Origin of the sequence: Acinetobacter towneri, from assembly GCF_001758345.1 — a bacterium.
Classification (GTDB): Bacteria; Pseudomonadota; Gammaproteobacteria; order Pseudomonadales; family Moraxellaceae; genus Acinetobacter; species Acinetobacter towneri_A.
This window is the reverse complement of record NZ_MKQS01000016.1, coordinates 22613-40445: the sequence shown is the minus strand read 5'-3', so window position 1 is coordinate 40445 and position 17833 is coordinate 22613. Positions and strand designations below refer to the sequence as shown.

19 protein-coding genes are annotated in these 17833 nt (G+C 41.6%); 6 read left to right on the top strand and 13 right to left on the bottom strand.

The features are described from left to right. The first annotated feature begins 78 nt into the window (after positions 1-78). The gene (locus BJN41_RS09680) at positions 79-378 is read left to right on the top strand and encodes a hypothetical protein (RefSeq protein ID WP_019838193.1); all 300 of its coding nucleotides are present in this window, start codon (positions 79-81) and stop codon (positions 376-378) included. A 432-nt stretch (positions 379-810) separates the two neighbouring features. Here the strand turns inward: BJN41_RS09680 and BJN41_RS09675 are convergent, their stop codons facing one another. The 3 genes from BJN41_RS09675 to pheS form a co-directional block, all read right to left on the bottom strand. After that, positions 811-1107 (bottom strand): integration host factor subunit alpha, encoded by a 297-nt coding sequence (locus tag BJN41_RS09675; protein WP_004649746.1) that lies wholly within the window; start codon positions 1105-1107, stop codon positions 811-813. Then, a complete protein-coding gene (pheT, locus tag BJN41_RS09670; protein ID WP_070154851.1) occupies positions 1104-3485 on the bottom strand; it encodes a phenylalanine--tRNA ligase subunit beta in 2382 nt (793 codons plus the stop codon). Before pheT ends, BJN41_RS09675 begins: the two co-directional genes overlap by 4 nt. Positions 3486-3657: 172 nt before the next feature. Beyond that, positions 3658-4638 carry a phenylalanine--tRNA ligase subunit alpha gene (pheS, locus tag BJN41_RS09665; RefSeq protein WP_070154849.1) on the bottom strand — a complete coding sequence of 327 codons (981 nt, stop codon included), beginning with the start codon at positions 4636-4638 and terminating at the stop codon, positions 3658-3660. Positions 4639-4797: 159 nt separating this feature from the next. On the opposite strand from pheS, the gene BJN41_RS09660 reads away from it, so the two are divergent. Then, entirely contained in the window at positions 4798-5826 is a 1029-nt protein-coding gene (locus tag BJN41_RS09660) for a hypothetical protein (RefSeq protein WP_070154848.1), read from the top strand. Between the two features lie 329 nt (positions 5827-6155). On the opposite strand, the gene rplT is transcribed toward BJN41_RS09660, so the two are convergent. Both rplT and rpmI read right to left on the bottom strand, forming a co-directional pair. Continuing rightward, positions 6156-6515: a 50S ribosomal protein L20 gene (rplT, locus tag BJN41_RS09655; protein ID WP_004975153.1), complete on the bottom strand. Its 360-nt coding sequence runs from the start codon at positions 6513-6515 to the stop codon at positions 6156-6158. A gap of 11 nt (positions 6516-6526) precedes the next feature. Then, a complete protein-coding gene (rpmI, locus tag BJN41_RS09650) occupies positions 6527-6721 on the bottom strand; it encodes a 50S ribosomal protein L35 (protein ID WP_004975152.1) in 195 nt (64 codons plus the stop codon). Positions 6722-7056: 335 nt separating this feature from the next. Between rpmI and BJN41_RS09645 the strand changes: the two genes are divergently transcribed. Then, entirely contained in the window at positions 7057-7818 is a 762-nt protein-coding gene (locus tag BJN41_RS09645) for an energy transducer TonB (protein ID WP_081406295.1), read from the top strand. A gap of 28 nt (positions 7819-7846) precedes the next feature. Here BJN41_RS09645 and BJN41_RS09640 read toward each other — a convergent pair whose 3' ends face one another. The 3 genes from BJN41_RS09640 to BJN41_RS09630 form a co-directional block, all read right to left on the bottom strand. Continuing rightward, entirely contained in the window at positions 7847-8275 is a 429-nt protein-coding gene (locus BJN41_RS09640) for a YqaA family protein (protein ID WP_070154846.1), read from the bottom strand. An 8-nt stretch (positions 8276-8283) separates the two neighbouring features. Next, positions 8284-8568, bottom strand: coding sequence for a hypothetical protein (locus BJN41_RS09635; protein ID WP_070154844.1), 285 nt, complete (start codon positions 8566-8568; stop codon positions 8284-8286). 72 nt (positions 8569-8640) lie between these two features. Further along, entirely contained in the window at positions 8641-9258 is a 618-nt protein-coding gene (locus tag BJN41_RS09630) for a glutathione S-transferase N-terminal domain-containing protein (protein WP_070154842.1), read from the bottom strand. 278 nt (positions 9259-9536) lie between these two features. Between BJN41_RS09630 and BJN41_RS09625 the strand changes: the two genes are divergently transcribed. Together BJN41_RS09625 and BJN41_RS09620 are read left to right on the top strand one after the other, a co-directional pair. Then, the gene (locus BJN41_RS09625; protein WP_019836319.1) at positions 9537-10010 is read left to right on the top strand and encodes an Hsp20 family protein; all 474 of its coding nucleotides are present in this window, start codon (positions 9537-9539) and stop codon (positions 10008-10010) included. Positions 10011-10103: 93 nt separating this feature from the next. Further along, a complete protein-coding gene (locus BJN41_RS09620) occupies positions 10104-10676 on the top strand; it encodes a hypothetical protein (RefSeq protein WP_070154840.1) in 573 nt (190 codons plus the stop codon). Between the two features lie 53 nt (positions 10677-10729). Here BJN41_RS09620 and infC read toward each other — a convergent pair whose 3' ends face one another. Both infC and thrS read right to left on the bottom strand, forming a co-directional pair. Continuing rightward, positions 10730-11278 carry a translation initiation factor IF-3 gene (gene infC, locus BJN41_RS09615; RefSeq protein WP_074964463.1) on the bottom strand — a complete coding sequence of 183 codons (549 nt, stop codon included), beginning with the start codon at positions 11276-11278 and terminating at the stop codon, positions 10730-10732. 5 nt (positions 11279-11283) lie between these two features. Beyond that, a complete protein-coding gene (gene thrS, locus BJN41_RS09610) occupies positions 11284-13206 on the bottom strand; it encodes a threonine--tRNA ligase (RefSeq protein WP_019836315.1) in 1923 nt (640 codons plus the stop codon). Between the two features lie 1209 nt (positions 13207-14415). On the opposite strand from thrS, the gene BJN41_RS09600 reads away from it, so the two are divergent. After that, positions 14416-16062 (top strand): acyl-CoA synthetase, encoded by a 1647-nt coding sequence (locus BJN41_RS09600; protein WP_070154836.1) that lies wholly within the window; start codon positions 14416-14418, stop codon positions 16060-16062. A gap of 114 nt (positions 16063-16176) precedes the next feature. Here the strand turns inward: BJN41_RS09600 and yjgA are convergent, their stop codons facing one another. The 3 genes from yjgA to rapZ are packed head-to-tail and all read right to left on the bottom strand — an operon-like array spanning position 16177 to position 17830. Next, positions 16177-16710 carry a ribosome biogenesis factor YjgA gene (yjgA, locus tag BJN41_RS09595; protein WP_019836311.1) on the bottom strand — a complete coding sequence of 178 codons (534 nt, stop codon included), beginning with the start codon at positions 16708-16710 and terminating at the stop codon, positions 16177-16179. 2 nt (positions 16711-16712) lie between these two features. Then, positions 16713-16982, bottom strand: coding sequence for an HPr family phosphocarrier protein (locus BJN41_RS09590; protein ID WP_026438354.1), 270 nt, complete (start codon positions 16980-16982; stop codon positions 16713-16715). After that, the gene (gene rapZ, locus BJN41_RS09585; protein WP_070154834.1) at positions 16979-17830 is read right to left on the bottom strand and encodes an RNase adapter RapZ; all 852 of its coding nucleotides are present in this window, start codon (positions 17828-17830) and stop codon (positions 16979-16981) included. The genes BJN41_RS09590 and rapZ overlap by 4 nt, the downstream gene beginning before the upstream one ends. Positions 17831-17833 lie beyond the last annotated feature (3 nt).

Sequence of the window (17833 nt, the reverse complement as noted above, 5' to 3'; positions counted from 1 at the left end):
ACAAAATTTAGGAATAATAAAAGCATACAACAGACTAACTTCGGTTTTTTTTAATCTCATATTTTAGAGAGTGATGCCATGTTATTCAAAAAAATCGCTATTGCTGCTGCAGTTGCTACTACTTTAGCTTTCGTTGGTTGTGCTAAAAAAACTGAAGAAGCTGCTGCTGACGCTAACGCTGCTGCATCTGAAGCTGTTGTAGCTGCATCTGAAGCTGAAGCTGCTGCTGACGCTGCTGCTGTTGAAGTTGCTTCTGACGCTGAAGTTGCTGTAGACGCTGCTGCTGATGCTGCTGACACTGCTGCTGATGCTGCAACTGATGCTGCTGATGCTGCTGTAGACGCTGCTGCTGCTGCTTCTGAAGCTGCTGCTCAATAATCGATACGATTATGCAGTACAAAAAGAGAGCCAATGGCTCTCTTTTTTATTTACATTTAAACTTATTTAAAATATTTGTTTATTAATCAAACCGTCTAAGTACCACTTTTCCGCACATTATTTTCTTCATCTTTATCGTGCCACTCTAATTCGAATAACACAACACAATAGGCTTCATGCAATCCCCTCATATTTACCCCAAATAAGGCAGTTAATTTCTATTTATTAAGACCTAGCCGTTATTTAGCCTCACAAGCAATCTAAGCAAATCGACTTTTTATTCAGCTGCGAAGCACATGATTCAGCGCTATCTTCGACATTTGCTAAACCAAATATCGTTCAAAAACAAGACAATGCCAATATCCGTTTTATTTATGATGTTTACACAACTTTGACTAGCGAAGACCATAAGAAAGGCATAAAAAAAGCAGATCAATCGATCTGCTCATTTCCTACACGCTGGCGGAATTTCTGCCCTGCGCGGAATGTGACGACACGGCGTGCTGAAATTGGAATTTCTTCGCCCGTTTTGGGGTTGCGACCAGGTCGTTGACGTTTATCACGTAACTCGAAGTTCCCAAACCCTGAAAGTTTAACTTGTTCGCCAGAGATCAGTGCTTGGCTGATCTCATCAAAAAATAACTCAACCATTTGTTTCGCTTCACGGCGGTTTAAACTCGTGAGCTCACTTAAATGATCAGCCATTTCTGCTTTTGTTAATGCTGTCATGAAGCCCTCAATGTCGCTTGGTAAGTGTTTTCCAACACTTGCAGAATGTTATCCATACCAGATTTAATTTCAGCATCTTCAAGTGTACGTGTTGGGTGTTGCCATAACAAGGCAAAAGCCAAAGAACGTTTGCCTTGTTCAACCCCTTTACCGGTATACACATCGAATAACCAAGTTGAGTCTAACAGCGCTCCACCCGTTTTTTCAATAAGTTGCTGAATTTCACTTACATTTATCTTATCACTAATTAAAAGCGCAATATCACGTCTAACCGATGGAAAACGTGATAATTCTGTAAAATTAGATACATAAGTTTGCAAAACTGCTGTTTGATCGAGTTCTGCTACCCAAGTCGTGCCTAGATCTAACTCGTCTTCTAAAGATGGATGTAAACGACCCAAGTAACCAATAGACTGACCATCTACTAAAATTTCAGCAGATTGCCCAGGATGCAACCAAGTACGCTCTGAACGAACGTACTCAACCTGTACACGACCTGCAGCTAAAATTTCTTCAATATCACCTTTAAAATCAAAGAAATCCATAGGCTGTGCCTTGGCATGCCATGATTCTGCATGTTTAGCACCCACGGCAATCAATGCCAAAGTTGGAATTTGTTTTAAATCGTGAATGCTGCTGGCATTTTGAAAATCAAAACGTAGACCTAATTCAAAGAAACGTACACGGTTTTGCTGACGATTCACGTTGTACTGTACACATGGAATCAAACTAGACAATAAAGTCGAACGCATCACAGCTAAATCACTAGAAATTGGATTTGCCAATGCCAACGGATTTACTGCAGGGTTGAGCTGTTTTTCCAATTTTGCATCAGCAAAGCTAAAACTAATCGCTTCTTGGTAACCCAAAGTCACTGCAGTTTGACGTAATTGACCAACCTCAAATTGGTCTTGATATTTCGCCAATTGCACATCAATCACAGGCAAACTAATTTGGATATTGTCATAACCGTGAATACGTGCGATTTCTTCAATCAGGTCTTGATAAATCGCCATGTCGAAACGGTGTGATGGCGGTACGACGCTCCACTGACCTTCTGCCTGAACAGTTACTTCACAGCCTAAACATTTTAAGGCATCGGCAATGAATGCAGCATCGACACTATAACCAAGCAATTGATMTACCTGCGCCTGATTTAATTCAATTGCAGAGCGTGTAGGCAATTGAGATGCTTGTTCTGCCACTGTAATAGGGCCAAACTCACCACCAGCCAATTCAGCAATAAGCTGTGATGCACGATGCATGGCCAATAATGGCAATTCAAAATCTACACCACGTTCATAACGCTGTGATGCGTCAGTATGTAAACCAAAACGACGTGCGCGACCTGCAATATGCAACGGTGCAAAGAAAGCAGATTCAAGGAAAATTTCTGTGGTTTCATCACTGACTGCAGAAGATAAGCCGCCCATAATGCCAGCCATCGCCAAGACTTTTTCGTCATCGGCAATCACCATCACATCTTCTTGTAGCTCTACTTCTTGCTCGTTTAAAAGCACCAGTTTTTCTGCAGCATTCGCCATACGAACCTGAATAGCACCTTGCACTTTCGCACCATCAAACGCATGCATAGGCTGACCCAGTTCAATCAGCACATAGTTGGTAATATCCACCAAAATGCTGTGCTGACGAATCCCTGAGCGCGCTAATGCACGTTCCATCCATTCTGGTGTAGCCGCTTTGGTATTCACATTTTTAATTACACGACCTAAATAACGTGGGCAACCTTCGGTAAGGCTTTGCACGGTTTTTTCATCGCTAATGGTTGCTGCCACAGCCTGAATTTCAGGAGTGTTTACAGCCAATTGGTTAATTACCGCAATTTCACGGGCGATGCCACGAATACTGAAGCAGTCACCACGGTTTGGAGTAATGCTGATATCAATGACATGGTCATCTAAATCAAGATACTCACGTACATTCACGCCTACAGGTGCATCTGCAGGCAGTTCCAATAAACCATCAAGTTTATCTTCAAGGTCAATTTCTGACGCACCGCACAGCATCCCTTGCGATTCCACACCACGCAATTTGCCTTTTTTGATTTTAAAATCGCCTGGCAATACCGCACCAATGGTTGCCACAGGTGCTTTCATACCTGCACGTACGTTTGGCGCACCGCATACAATCTGCAATGGCTCACCTGAACCAATGTTTACCGTAGTGACACGTAAACGATCAGCATCTGGATGCTGTTCAACCGTTAAGACTTCACCTACCACAACGCCTGTAAATGGCTTTGCTGCTGGTGACATATCATCGACTTCTAGCCCCAGCATCGTGAGTTGATTCGATAAGGTTTCACTATCAATGGCTGGGTTGACCCAAGTGCGTAACCAATTTTCGCTAATTTTCATACATTCATTTCCTGAATCTCCCCTAACCCCTCTTTAACAAAAAGGGGAATTCCCACACTTCTATTTATTTCGCGTAAGCCCCCTTTACAAGAGGGATTTAGAGGGATTTTAAAATCTAATAATAATCTCTTTTCTCCTCTCCTAATTGTAGGAAAGGTTGTTTAAAAAAGTTTTAAGCAAACTGGCGCAAGAAACGCACATCATTTTGGTAGAACATCCGCAAGTCATTGATGCCATAACGCAACATCGCAAAACGCTCTACCCCTAAACCAAAGGCAAAACCTTTATATTTTTCTGGGTCGATGCCCGAAGCGCGTAACACGTTTGGATGCACCATGCCGCAGCCCAAAACTTCCAGCCAGCGACCACGTTCATCCATAATATCCACTTCGGCACTTGGCTCTGTGAATGGGAAATAAGATGGGCGGAAACGTACTTTTAAGTCTTTTTCAAAGAATTCATTCAATAGGTTAATCAACAAACCTTTGAGTTCTGCAAAACTGGTATTTTCTGCGACGTATAAGCCTTCAATTTGATGGAACATCGGCGAGTGTGTTTGGTCTGAGTCACAGCGATAAACACGACCTGGACAAACAATACGAATAGGCGGCTGCTGATTTTCCATGGTGCGAATCTGTACGCCAGACGTATGTGTACGCAATAAATGATTCACATCAAAATAGAAAGTATCGTGCATGGCACGCGCAGGGTGATGTCCTGGAATATTCAACGCTTCAAAGTTGTGATAGTCATCTTCAACTTCTGGCCCCGTTGCAACGGTAAAACCTGCTTTGGTAAAGAATTGGCAAATACGTTCCTGTACCTGCGTAACTGGGTGAATACTGCCAATGCTTTGACCACGACCTGGCAAAGTAATATCAACGGTTTCATTGGCTAGTTTTTGCGCCAAAGCCGCTTGTTGTAATTCAGATTGACGCGCAGTTAATGCCGCATTGATTGCTTCACGCACAGTGTGAATTTGTGCACCAAACTCTTTACGCTGTTCAGGGTCCATTTTACCCAGTGCTTTGGATTGTTCCGCAAGCTGGCTTTTTTTCCCCGTAAATTGCACTCGCACCTGGTCGAGTGTAGCAAGGTCCTCTGCTGCTGCAATTGCAGCGAGCGCTTCATTGGTCAGGGCTTCCAGTGACATAGTAACTCTCAAAAGCAACAATTTAGAAATAATTTAAAAACCCCGTATTCTAACAGTTTTTAGTCGCTATGATGAAGCTTCGATGTAATGAAAATTAGATTAGCATCTTGAAATACAAAAAGTATAAGATAAAGCCAATCACCACGAGATCTCAATATTATGGCGCTCGATCAGATTTGGAAACAGCAACTTGCCCTTGTGACTTATGGCAATGAATATTTAGCTCAAGATTTAAGTTTTAATCATTGGCTCAAGCATCAAGTCTTTAACCAGCATCAAATTCAATTTCGTGATTTATTGTCACAACATTTACTGGCACAACATTTTCAAATTTGGTTAGAGCATCTTAAACAACAAGGTGTACGACGTTTAAGCCTACATCAGGCAAGTATTTTAAATGATGAGAAAAACCCCAATCCCAATGTAGAGTTATTACCTTTTGCACACTTTATTGTAAGCCACGAGGCAAAGCACAAATCTGCCTGGATTTTTGGAAAAGAACTTGCGGAATGGTATACCGCGGAACAAGATTATATGGCGCCCGTTTCGCAACAGAGCGAGCTACGTCAGGAAGTGATGTGGCGTTATCAATTAAATCACAAACTTGCCAGACAGCTCGATACAGATTTTGCCTCTCCAAACTGGGATGCAATTGATCGCTTTATTCGCTCCGAGTTATTTTTAAATCCTTGTGCTACAGAGTTTGTTGAACCAGAGCAAAGCGCTAAACCTTATTTCGGTGTAGATCTTACTCAAAACGCAACTGAAAGCATGTACCCAACTTTGGCGTTAATTCCCGCAGACTACCCTGCTGCCTATGCACATCAGATGCTGTATCGTTTAGATGCACTGGATCAATTCATCCGGAGTAAAATCCAGCATCCTTATCATGCAGATGGCACAGAACTCGAACCGAGTGAGCAACTCAATTTACGTCATTTTTCTCAGAAAGTTGAGGATTTACACGCCAAATTTATCACAAAGGTGGCAAACCATTATCAGACCGCGCAGCTCACGCCAGTGCAAACGCCTAATCCTTTTGAATCAACGCCTAGTCAAGTACAAAGCATCGCTTCACCCCAAATAACCACACCTGCAGCTACGCATAAGGTGGGCACATCTGCCGTAATTAAACTGATTTTAATGACTGTGGTTATTTGTGCGGCTGCCTATTATTTTGGTTTATAAGCTTAGGGTCTGTTGACAATTCGTCTATGTTTGCGGCGATGCATATTTTTTAGCTGATATAAGGCATGGGACAGGAAATTTAGTCATTCTAAATGACTGGCACATAACGCAATAGCAGCAAAAAATATGCTCGCCCTGAAAGGCTGTGGCTAAAACTTTCTAAGATTGCGTTATGAAACTTGGCAATAGACCCACTATTCCCTGCGTTTGGTGCCTGATCTGCTCAGTTTTAGCCTACAGCGCAAGCCATTTATGAAATGGCAACAGCCCCCAAATTTCAGGCATAAAAAAGACCGCAAATGCGGTCTTTCTTTTAAGTCATAAAAGACTTATGCAGCTAATGCATCTTTAGCTTTTGTAGCTAAAGCAGCAAATGCAACTGCGTCATGCATAGCGATGTCAGCAAGTACGCGACGGTCGATAATCACTTGAGCTTTTTTCAAGCCAGCGATCATACGGCTGTACGATAAACCATTTTGACGAGCGCCCGCATTGATACGCGCAATCCATAAAGCACGGAATTGACGTTTCTTTTGACGACGGTCACGGTAAGCGTATTGACCTGCTTTGATTACCGCTTGGAACGCTACGCGATATACGCGTGAACGAGCGCCATAGTAACCTTTAGCACGAGCAAGAATTTTTTTATGACGGCGATGAGCCTGTACACCACGTTTTACACGAGCCATTTATAATCTCCTTAGATGTATGGGCACATAGCACGAACAGCAGCAACGTCACTCACGTGAACCATTACACAGCCGCGCAATTGACGGATACGTTTAGCAGATTTTTTGGTCAAAATGTGGCGTTTGAACGCTTGTTTACGCTTGAAACCGTTAGCAGTCGCTTTGAAACGTTTAGCTGCACCACGGCGAGTTTTTAACTTAGCCATAACAACCTCTTTAAACACCTGTTCGGCACGTCTGCACCATTGCAAAAACGACCTGCAGGTAAGGGAGGAAGTATTCTAAAGCATCTTTGCTTAAAACAAAAGCATATTAGCTAAATAAAAATGAGCGTTTCATCACTCGTTTGCCGTAATTCAACTCAGGAAAAATACTGGAATTGCGAACACCCACTTCAATTCAAAACAAAGCTAAAGCTCTGTCAAAAATTGTGCAGATCAACATCCTAAAAACTTGCAATAAGTTACGGATTACTCTTGCGATTATCCTCAATTCCATCAATACTTCGTCTCGGCTTGTGTGAGATAAAAAAGACCGTAACATGATCAAAACATCTTTATATATAACTGTATTGCTTGGACTTAGCGTGACGCATTTATATGCAAAACAAACGCAGCAGAAACCAACACCAAAAGCCACACTCGAGGTACAAAAAAGTGCTGCCTTGCCTGCTCATCTCACCACACGCTTAACATGGCGCAAGTTTCCACAACCCAAATATAAAAATGAAGATTTAAATCAACAAAACCGAGCTGCAATTGTGCGCATTTATGCAGATGAAACGGGCAAAATTAGTCAAGCCAGCATTCAAGAAAGTACAGGGCTGAAAAATTTAGATGACGCCTTATTACAAGCGGTTCGCACTGCTGAAATTCAACCGACCTATGTCGAAGATACTGCTGTTCCGACCATTGGTTTTCAAAGCTTTAATTTAAGATTTCAGGATAATCAACACGAAAATTGCCAGTTTGATTTTCAATCTAAACAATGGTTAGCACAGCAACAACAGCAAAAAGTTCAATTTAAGTATCGTCATCAACCACAATTAAACTTAAGTGCCGAAGATTTAAAAAACCACTCACGCAAGTTAAAGTTTCAATTCAAAGTGAATAAGCATGGGGAAGTGAAACGTGTGAAATTGACACATGGTTCGGGACAATATGCGCTTGATCAACAAATTTTAGCTGCAGTGAAAGCTGCTCAAGTAGATGTACCGCGTCAATTTTGGCTGTATAAAAAGTCAAAATTAAAAGATGAAATTTATTTTGATTTAGACACGTGTGATGTTCAAGAACAGTCATAAGTGTAGATAGATATAGGGGGTTGTTTGCTTAAACCCACGTATAAACAAAATAAATAAACAGATAACGCCCGATTTTGGCAAGACTCACCATCAACACAAAACGGGCAAAATGCTCTTTCATTAAACCTGCAATCAACGTAATTGGATCACCAATAATCGGCACCCAACTGAGTAATAAAGACCAAAACCCATATTTGGCGTAGGTGTGCTGCGCTTTTTCTAATTGTGTAGCCGAAACAGGAAACCATTTTTTATCTTTATAATGTTCGAGCTTGAGTCCCAAATACCAGTTCACACAAGAACCTAAAATATTACCTAGACTGGCAATGCTAATCAGCCAAATGGGGGCATAACTGCCTTCATATAACAGCCCCAACAACACGGCTTCGGACTGTAAAGGCAATAAAGTGGCCGCACCAAATGCAGATAAAAATAAACCAAATAGCGTCCAAAGCATAGACTATTTTAAAGCCCTAAAGCCCGTTTGGTTTTACGATATTCCCAGTTCGCCCAAACAATACTGAGCAAAATAAGTGCCGCACGTGCCCATGTATAACGCTGGGTAACAGGCTCAATCGCAGCACGTAAAACCTGCTGATCTGTGCTATTTAAAGCCGCAATCATATTCTGCACATGAAATGCTTCAACCACAAATAAGATCAAGCAAGACACAATGCCTAAAATAATGCTCCAATACACTTTGGCATTTTTTTCAACAATCTTGGTAAAGTTTAAAAAAAATTCTTGCATAGCCCATCCAATAAAAAAGCCACCTGAAAAAGTGAGGTATCAGGTGGCTGGCATATTAGCATAAAAGTAGATTTAAAATTGAATCGCGAGTGCTTTCTGCACCGCAGGGCGCGCAGTCAGACGTGTAATATAGTCTTGTACATAAGGATAATCTTCTAGCGAAATATTTTGCCAGTCATGACGTAGTGCCCATGGCAAAATAGCCATATCAGCGATTGAATACTCACCTGCCACGTATTTTTGCCCCATCAACTGCTTATTTAACACACCATACAAACGCTTGGATTCATTGATATAGCGTTCAATCGCATAAGGAATTTTCTCTGGTGCATAACGGCTAAAATGATGATTCTGTCCTAACATTGGACCAAAACCACCCATTTGCCACATGAGCCACTGCTCTACTTCCACACGTTCTTGCTCATCGTTAGGGTAGAACATGCCTGTTTTTCGCCCAAGATATTGCAAAATTGCACCCGACTCAAACACAGAGATTGGCTCACCACGTGGGCCGTTCTGATCGACAATTGCAGGAATTTTATTATTGGGCGAAATTTTTAAAAAATCTGGCTGAAATTGATCATCTTCTGAAATATTGATGGGGAAAATTTGATATTCCAAGCCCATTTCTTCTAATGCAATTGTAATTTTATGACCGTTGGGCGTACCCCAATAATATAAATCAATCATTTGTGCCTATGCTCCGTGCACCTTTATTTTGGTGTTTCAACAACATAATAGATCTGACCAAAAACAACAAGTATTGCACCGAAAAATAAATTTTTATTATCTATTCAATTACTTGAAACTTAAAATAAAAAATTTTCGCGCTCTTCCTTGAATTTTTTTCACTCAAACACATATTTATTTTTGCATCAGGATGATATTTCATCTTTTGCCCTGTCGATGATGATCATGACAGATAAATTCTTGTTTTAAGACTTTGCTGACCTCAGGAGGTTCTAATAATGAGTAACATCAATCTTCATCCACTTTTCCGTCGCAGTATTGGTTTTGATCGATTGAATGATTTCATTGATTATGCCATGCAAAGCGATGCACCCAACTATCCGCCCTACAATATTGAAAAACATGGCGAAAACCATTACCGCATTGTAGTGGCAACTGCTGGTTTCGACCAAAACGAGCTGGATATTTCACTTGAAAACCGTTTACTGACCATTTCCGGCAAGCCTGAGGTTGTGCAAACTGAAGGTACTGAATATCTGCATAAAGGTATTGCCCGTCGCTCCTTTAAACTGTCATTGCGTTTAGACGAGCACATTGAAGTACAACAAGCCGATTATGAAAATGGTCTGTTGGTGATTGATCTGCAACGTATCATTCCAGAAGAGAAGTTGCCGCGACAAATCCCGATCGGCAAAAAGTTACTGCTAGAAAATCCGGAAAAGGTGACCGAAAAAACCGTGAATACGGAATAATGTGCTTATTCAAAGAAAGACTCCAACAGGAGTCTTTCTTTTTTTTATACATAACAGCATAGTAGATTCAAAACATGCATAATAAAAACATAGATGAAAGCACAACCTTCAACAAAACAGTATCCGGTTGCTATCTTTAAACTTGCAGCCGTATTTTTTGTTCTCTTACCGCTCTTGTTAACTTCAGTTATTTTCTTTATCGGGCGGAGCAATAATAGGACTTATGTAGAAATCTGGACGCTATTCATTGAGCTGGAACTGACCATGCACTTATACAATCTAGGCTGTATTGCCATCGCAGTGGTCTTATGGAATTTACGTTTAATCATTACACCACAGAGAATTTATTATAGTGTTTGGAACATTCCCATTACTTTCGGCATTCAAAAACATGAAATTTATGATTGCCGGATTAATCATCAGTTTGATGCACCACTTACTTGGATGTTAAGGCAAGTAAAAACTTTCGATTCAACGAGTAATCTGGATGCATTTGACAGAAAAATGGTAACCATAGAGTTTGTTTTTATTCATCAACAACCCATCAATTGGCTGAGACATAAATTCAGCCTGATATATTTACTCAGTTTTTCCAAACAGCATCGTCATGCCATTGTTCAAATGCTTCAAGACCACTGGAAGTTAAAATTCCATCGAGACCCATAAAACCAGCATCAAAAAGCCCTGCGATTGCAGGGCTTTTTAAACTCAATGAGTGCTTACTTTTTCTTTTTAGGACCAAGCAGCATTCCCATTTGACGACCTTCCATTTTTGGTGCTTGTTCAACTACACCATATTCAACTACGTCAGCTTCAACTTTTTGTAATTGAGCCAAACCTAACTGTTGGTGAGCCATTTCACGACCACGGAAGCGTAAAGTGATTTTTACCTTGTTTCCTTCTTCAAGGAATTTGATAATTGCACGTAATTTTACGTTGTAATCGCCAACATCAGTCGCAGGGCGCAGCTTGATTTCTTTCACCTGTACTTGATGCTGTTTTTTCTTCGCTTCTTTCTGCTTTTGCTTTAGATCAAACAAATGCTTGTTAAAGTCCATGATTTTACATACTGGTGGTTCGGCATTTGCCACAATTTCCACCAAATCAAGGTCGACGCTTTCTGCTGCGCGCAATGCATCAGCCAAGCTTACAATACCTTTTTGCTCACCATTTTCGTCTACAAGACGGACTTCTTTTGCACGAATTTCATCATTCAAAGCAGGACGGTTAGATTTTCCGCCCTGTTGATTACGGTCAGGCTGTTTAATCGCTGTTACTCCACAATATACCGGCCGCGTTCTGCGACGGCTGTTTTCACTAGGTCAATGAAAGCATCAATTGACATAGTACCCAAATTTGTTCCTGAGCGAGTACGGACGTTTACCGTTCCCTCTTCCACTTCACGGTCCCCAAGTACCAATAAGTATGGAATACGCTCTAATGTACGCTCACGAATCTTAAAGCCGATTTTCTCATTTCTCAAGTCAGAAATAGCACGAATACCGTTTTCTTTAAGTTTTGCGACGACCTGTTCACTTGCAGCCGCTTGTGAATCGGTAATATTCATCACACAAGCTTGCACTGGCGCTAACCATGGTGGCATAAAGCCTGCATAGTGCTCAATAAGTATACCAATAAATCGTTCAAAGCTGCCAAGAATTGCACGGTGCAACATTACAGGCTGATCACGATCATTGTCTTCAGTGACATAAGATGCCTCTAAACGCTCAGGCAAGTTAAAGTCACACTGGATTGTACCACATTGCCACACACGACCTAAGCAGTCTTTCAGTGAGAATTCAATTTTCGGACCGTAGAACGCGCCTTCGCCTGGTTGCAACTCCCATTCCAAGCCTGCAGCATCCAAAGCATCTGCCAAAGATTTTTCTGCCATATCCCAAAGTGCATCATCTCCCACACGTTTTTCAGGACGTGTAGACAGCTTCATTTGCACCTCTTCAAAACCGAAATCTTTATACACATCTAAAGTCAGTCTGATGAAGTCTGCAACTTCTGGCCCAATTTGTTCTTTGGTACAGAAAATATGGGCGTCATCTTGGGTAAAGCCACGTACGCGCATAATGCCGTGCAGTGAGCCCGATGGCTCGTTACGGTGACATGAACCAAATTCTGCCAGACGAATTGGCAAATCACGATACGACTTTAGCCCTTGGTTAAAGACTTGTACGTGACATGGGCAGTTCATTGGTTTTACTGCATAGTTACGGTTTTCAGAATGGGTCGTGAACATATTGTCTGCATAGTTGGCAGCATGTCCTGATTTTTCCCATAGCGTGAAATCGACCACTTGCGGGGTACGAATTTCCAAGTAACCATTGTCTTGTTGTACTTTACGCATGTATTGCTCAAGTACTTGGTAAATCGTCCAACCATTTGGATGCCAAAACACCATGCCTGGCGCTTCTTCCTGCATGTGGAACAAGTCCAAAGCTTTACCAATTTTACGGTGGTCACGCTTTTCTGCTTCTTCAATACGTTTGATATACGCCGCGAGCTGCTTTTTGTCTGCCCAAGCCGTACCATAAATACGTTGTAACTGTTCGTTTTTCGCATCTCCGCGCCAGTAAGCACCCGAGATTTTGGTCAATTTAAATGATTTTAAGAATTTAGTGTTCGGTACGTGTGGACCACGACACATATCCAAATAGTCTTGGTGATAGTACAAGCCCATTTGGGTTTCGTTTGGCATATCTGCAATCAAACGTAATTTATATTCTTCGCCACGTGCGGTAAATTCTGCAATCACTTCATCACGCGGGGTCATTTTTTTCACGACATCATAGTCTTGGTCGATGAGCTTTTTCATGCGCTCTTCGATAGCAGCCAAGTCATCTAAGGTAAATGGACGTGGCATCCAGATGTCGTAGTAGAAACCTTCTTCAATAACAGGACCAATCACCATTTTTGCTTCTGGGAAAAGCTGCTTTACAGCATGCCCTACCAAGTGCGCACATGAGTGACGGATAATTTCTACGCCTTCTTCATCTTTTGGCGTGATAATTTGTAAGGTTGCATCTTCGGTGATTAAATCACAAGCATCTACCAAACGGTCATTGACGCGTCCAGCAACTGTATTTTTGGCAAGACCTGGACCGATGCTTTGAGCAACTTCCATCACAGATACGGCTTGATCAAACTGTTTTTGATCGCCATTTGGCAAAGTGATAATAGGCATAGATAAAAATCCTTAAGGAGTGATGCCCCGTACCATGGAGCATATCACCGCGAGATTATGATTAAGGGAGACCCTCAAAAGATAAAAACGGTGTATAAATAAAAAAGCGCCTTAAATTTTACACGGCTTGCGTACAGGTTTAAACCATTGTGTCCTAAAAAAGCCAAAGAATCGGTATTTCAGCTGTTTTTATTCCCTAAGTGTTGCCCAAGGCGTGTATTGTTGATGCAGATAGGTATACACCTCGGCAAAGTGTGGTAACACCGTCTCACTCTACTGTTGGCGTAAAAACACCTAATCCTCTATTTGAATGCGATACTGTTTGGGTACTTGAACCAACTCTTGAGTGCTGCTGCGTCCATATAAGGCGTGTGGATGACTATCCTCAAAATAAAATAATCTCCCCATCTAATAGCCACCATAAAACGTTGCGTATTCAGATTTTGGCTTGCATTTTGCAATATTTCCAAACACGCTAGCGATTTCATCACCAGTCGTAGCTACACCCGCGCAGGCAAATGCGCTGCAACATAATCCAAGTTATGCTGAAAACGTGCTATATCCATAATCATTTGTGGTGTTCCTGTATCCTGATGCTGCAAACTTTGAGTAGTTTCTAAAAATAATCTCTGTGCATGTCACGCTCCCCTATTCCATGCGCTTACTTTGGCGATTGCTTGAGTTGTTTATTGAATATCGCGCTGCACGCAAACTTGGAGTCGTTGAAATCTGAATGAAAATGGATTAACCCATTTTTGCTGTAGATTAAGCTGTTCAAGAAGTTGAATAAAAGTAAGCGTCCATTGAATAGACCTTATGAATTCATTCTATAAGCCTTAATTTAGTCCCTACTTAAAACAAGCAGGGACTTAAATTTATGACTATAAATAACCAACAAACATAATATCTCGTCTTTGAACATGACTAAAATTAGCCAACAACTTGACTTTAGAGAATTACGTGAATTTAGCCATGTATTTTAGTATTGGACGAACTTCGCCTATTACGCTATAAAAGACAAATAATAGAATAAGTGATTATTTTTATTAGATAAAAAACTGCTAGTTATACCTAAACTAATTTTTAAACGTACTTACAAGTGATTCAAAATAAAAACAACAGATTTTCGACTAAAGCATAACTGCATAACGGCCATAAAGTCCCTATCGTTTTAGGCAGGATAAAATAACGACACATATGGAGAAAACAATGGTCAGCGCATACGATGAACTACCGCGTACCCCTGCGAACTTTGTCGCCTTGTCCCCGTTACGTTACTTAGAACGGGCAGCTTATATTTACCCTCACCAAAACGCAATTATTCACGGTTCCCGTCAAATTACCTGGCGCGAAACTTATTTGCGCTGCTGCCAATTTGCGCATCAACTTCAAAATTTAGGCATCAGCAAAAATGATACTGTTTCAGTGCTGCTCCCTAATGTTCCCGCCATGCTAGAAGCACACTTTGCCGTACCAATGGCAGGTGCAGTGCTGAATACCTTAAATACTCGTCTGGATGCTAAAACACTGGCATTTATGCTTAATCACGCAGAATCCAAAGTGCTTTTGGTGGACCCTGAATTTGCAGCTTTAGCACAAGAAGCGTTAGAGATGGTTAATCATGAAGTTTATGTGATTGATGTCAGCGATACAGAATATGAACATGCCGCCAACGCCCTTAGCATCGGACAGATTGAATATGAAACTTGGCTGGCTGCTGGTGACCCGAATTTTGAATGGCATTTACCTCAAGATGAATGGGATGCAATTAGCCTGAACTATACGTCTGGCACGACAGGCAACCCGAAGGGCGTGGTCTATCATCATCGTGGTGCTTACATTAATGCAGCCAGCAATATTATTGCCTGCGGGATGACACCCCGTGCGACCTACTTATGGACACTGCCCCTATTCCACTGTAATGGCTGGTGTTTTGCATGGACGATGGCAGCCAACGGTGGCACCAATATCTGCTTACGTAAAGTCGACCCTGAACTGATTTTTAAATTAATCGCAGAGCACAAAGTCGATTATTTCTGCGGTGCGCCAATTGTTTTGTCGATGCTTATTAACACCCCAGAACAGAAAAAGACCCAGTTTGATCACCGTGTCGAAGTGATGGTTGCGGGTGCTGCGCCGCCAGCAGCAATTATTGAGGGCATGCGCAATATTGGCATTAATGTGACTCACGTTTATGGCTTAACTGAAACCTATGGCCCATCTGCTTTGTGTGCTTCTCAAGCAGGATGGAGCGACCTATCCATTCAGGAACAGGCACAGTTACATTCGCGACAAGGCGTGCCTTATCCGCTGCAAGATGGCATGAAAGTTTTAGACCCTGAAACCATGCAACCTGTGCCGAAAGATGGCAAAACCATGGGCGAAATTATGTTCCGTGGTAATATCGTGATGAAAGGCTATTTGAAAAACCCAGAAGCTACCGCAGAAGCTTTTGCAGGTGGCTGGTTCCATACGGGCGATTTAGCTGTCTGCCAACCTGATGGCTACGCCAAAATTACTGACCGTTCTAAAGATGTAATTATTTCAGGTGGTGAAAATATTTCTTCACTCGAAGTCGAAGAAGTGTTGTATCAACATCCTGCAGTTTTGACCGCCGCAGTGGTGGCAAAACCAGATCCACGTTGGCAAGAAGTCCCGTGTGCCTTTATTGAACTAAAAGAAGGTAAACAGGTCAGCCCTGAAGAAATTATTGCTTATTGCAGTCAACATTTGGCGCGTTTTAAAGTGCCAAAGGAGGTGGTCATTACTGAAATTCCCAAAACGTCGACAGGTAAACTACAAAAATTTGTACTCCGCGAATGGGCCAAAGAGCGTTCAGTTGGTGAGTTTAGCTAAAGTTTGAAAAATCCATACACATAAAAGACCCAATGAAAAACGACTCGTCATGAGTCGTTTTATTGTGCAATCATCAGCTCACACTATCTATCTTCTTAGATAAGTAATGCTAATCTAGCTTTCTGACAATAAAGCAACTTGCTGCACATAGTTAAACAACTTAAGTTTAGATGCTTCAAGTTCTTCTGCAGAAATTTCCTGCTTCATATCACGATGGATACGCAATACATGCTGACGCAGCGTATGACGCTCAGCTGCTTTATAGGTTTTACTAAAATCATTAATCACAGGGTCGCCGTCTTTAATAATTCGCTCTACCCAACGCTGTAACTGTGCGGTTTTTTTCGCACCTTGCTGCGGCGTCAAATAAGACAAAATTACGCTTTCATCTTCATTACGCAACAATTTACCAATACGCTGACACTGACGACGACGTGCTTCATGTGAAGTAATACTTTGCAATTCCAGTAAAGCATCAATTAAACGCTCTTCTACTGGAAGTTTTTGAATTTGTTTGGTACTTAACTGCGCCAATTGTTCGCCCAGCGCGGCCATACGTTGTACGGCTTTTTTCTGTTCGGTTTTACTTGCACGCCCTTCTAAAGATTCAAAGTCATCTTCGGTAAAACGTTGCGGTCGACGTGCCACGATTAATCTGCCTCGTAAAATTTTGCTGCAAACAGTGCTTGAATATCAGATAAAGCTTTTTCTTCATCTGCACCATCAATCACCAAGCGTAAAGTAGTTCCCTTGCCTGCACCTAACATGAGCAAGGACATAATATTTTTGGCATCAACCAATTTGTCGCCTTTACCAATTTGGATTGACGAACGGAATTTGGTGGTCACTTCAATCAGTTTCCCAGATGCCCGTGCATGTAAACCTAGTTTATTAATTACGTCAACAGTTGTGTCAATCATGACCAGTGCTTCATTTCTCGGTGTAAGACTTGAATAGACCATTTTGCCTCAAGTGCTTTTTTTAGTCTATCAACGATATAAACAGAACGGTGTTGCCCACCCGTACAGCCAATTGAAATGGTAATGTAGTGTCGATGCCCTTCGGCAAAGGCTGGCAACCATTTTTCTAAAAACTGCTGGATGTCCTGAAACATTTCATGCGTTTGTGAACTTTGTTGCAAAAATTCCTGCACAGGGGCATCTAAGCCTGAATATTTCCTGAGCTCCAAATCCCAATGTGGATTGGGCAAATGGCGCACATCAAACACATAATCGGCATCTAAGGGAATTCCGTGCTTATAGCCAAAGGATTGTAAAATTACAATAAGATTGTCGGTTTGTCCAAGCTTAGACAATAATACGTGTTTTAGATCATGCACACTTTTGTCAGTGGTATCAATATGCACCGTAGAGCGAAACTGAATCGGCATCAACAAGTTTTTTTCTTCTTGAATACATTCATTTAAGCTTTTAAAACGATTAGAGAGTGGATGCGGACGGCGTGATGCACTAAAACGTGCAATCAATTCCTGATCTTGCGTGGTCAGATAAATAATATCGACTGAACCATGCTTTTGCAGTTGTTCAAATACCAAATCAAACTCTTGCAAGTCGGCACGGGTACTGCGTACATCTACCCCCAATGCCAACTGTTCTAAGTTATTTTCCTGATCCAGTTTATCCACAATTTCAGGAAGCAATGCCAAAGGTAAATTGTCAATACAGTAATAACCCAAATCTTCCAACACTTGTAATGCCGAAGATTTTCCTGAACCCGATTGACCTGTTACGATCAAAATACGTTTCATGGC

What these genes read in the sequence shown, in the direction of transcription:
- pheS (WP_070154849.1), bottom strand. Translation starts at nt 4,638, where the DNA reads ATGTCACTGGAAGCCCTGACCAATGAAGCGCTCGCTGCAATTGCAGCA.
- BJN41_RS09660 (WP_070154848.1), top strand. Translation starts at nt 4,798, where the DNA reads ATGGCGCTCGATCAGATTTGGAAACAGCAACTTGCCCTTGTGACTTAT.
- BJN41_RS09625 (WP_019836319.1), top strand. Translation starts at nt 9,537, where the DNA reads ATGAGTAACATCAATCTTCATCCACTTTTCCGTCGCAGTATTGGTTTT.
- rpmI (WP_004975152.1), bottom strand. Translation starts at nt 6,721, where the DNA reads ATGGCTAAGTTAAAAACTCGCCGTGGTGCAGCTAAACGTTTCAAAGCG.
- thrS (WP_019836315.1), bottom strand. Translation starts at nt 13,206, where the DNA reads ATGCCTATTATCACTTTGCCAAATGGCGATCAAAAACAGTTTGATCAA.
- BJN41_RS09635 (WP_070154844.1), bottom strand. Translation starts at nt 8,568, where the DNA reads ATGCAAGAATTTTTTTTAAACTTTACCAAGATTGTTGAAAAAAATGCC.
- BJN41_RS09600 (WP_070154836.1), top strand. Translation starts at nt 14,416, where the DNA reads ATGGTCAGCGCATACGATGAACTACCGCGTACCCCTGCGAACTTTGTC.
- rplT (WP_004975153.1), bottom strand. Translation starts at nt 6,515, where the DNA reads ATGGCTCGTGTAAAACGTGGTGTACAGGCTCATCGCCGTCATAAAAAA.
- BJN41_RS09645 (WP_081406295.1), top strand. Translation starts at nt 7,057, where the DNA reads ATGATCAAAACATCTTTATATATAACTGTATTGCTTGGACTTAGCGTG.
- BJN41_RS09630 (WP_070154842.1), bottom strand. Translation starts at nt 9,258, where the DNA reads ATGATTGATTTATATTATTGGGGTACGCCCAACGGTCATAAAATTACA.
- BJN41_RS09620 (WP_070154840.1), top strand. Translation starts at nt 10,104, where the DNA reads ATGAAAGCACAACCTTCAACAAAACAGTATCCGGTTGCTATCTTTAAA.
- BJN41_RS09680 (WP_019838193.1), top strand. Translation starts at nt 79, where the DNA reads ATGTTATTCAAAAAAATCGCTATTGCTGCTGCAGTTGCTACTACTTTA.
- BJN41_RS09675 (WP_004649746.1), bottom strand. Translation starts at nt 1,107, where the DNA reads ATGACAGCATTAACAAAAGCAGAAATGGCTGATCATTTAAGTGAGCTC.
- BJN41_RS09590 (WP_026438354.1), bottom strand. Translation starts at nt 16,982, where the DNA reads ATGATTGACACAACTGTTGACGTAATTAATAAACTAGGTTTACATGCA.
- rapZ (WP_070154834.1), bottom strand. Translation starts at nt 17,830, where the DNA reads ATGAAACGTATTTTGATCGTAACAGGTCAATCGGGTTCAGGAAAATCT.
- BJN41_RS09640 (WP_070154846.1), bottom strand. Translation starts at nt 8,275, where the DNA reads ATGCTTTGGACGCTATTTGGTTTATTTTTATCTGCATTTGGTGCGGCC.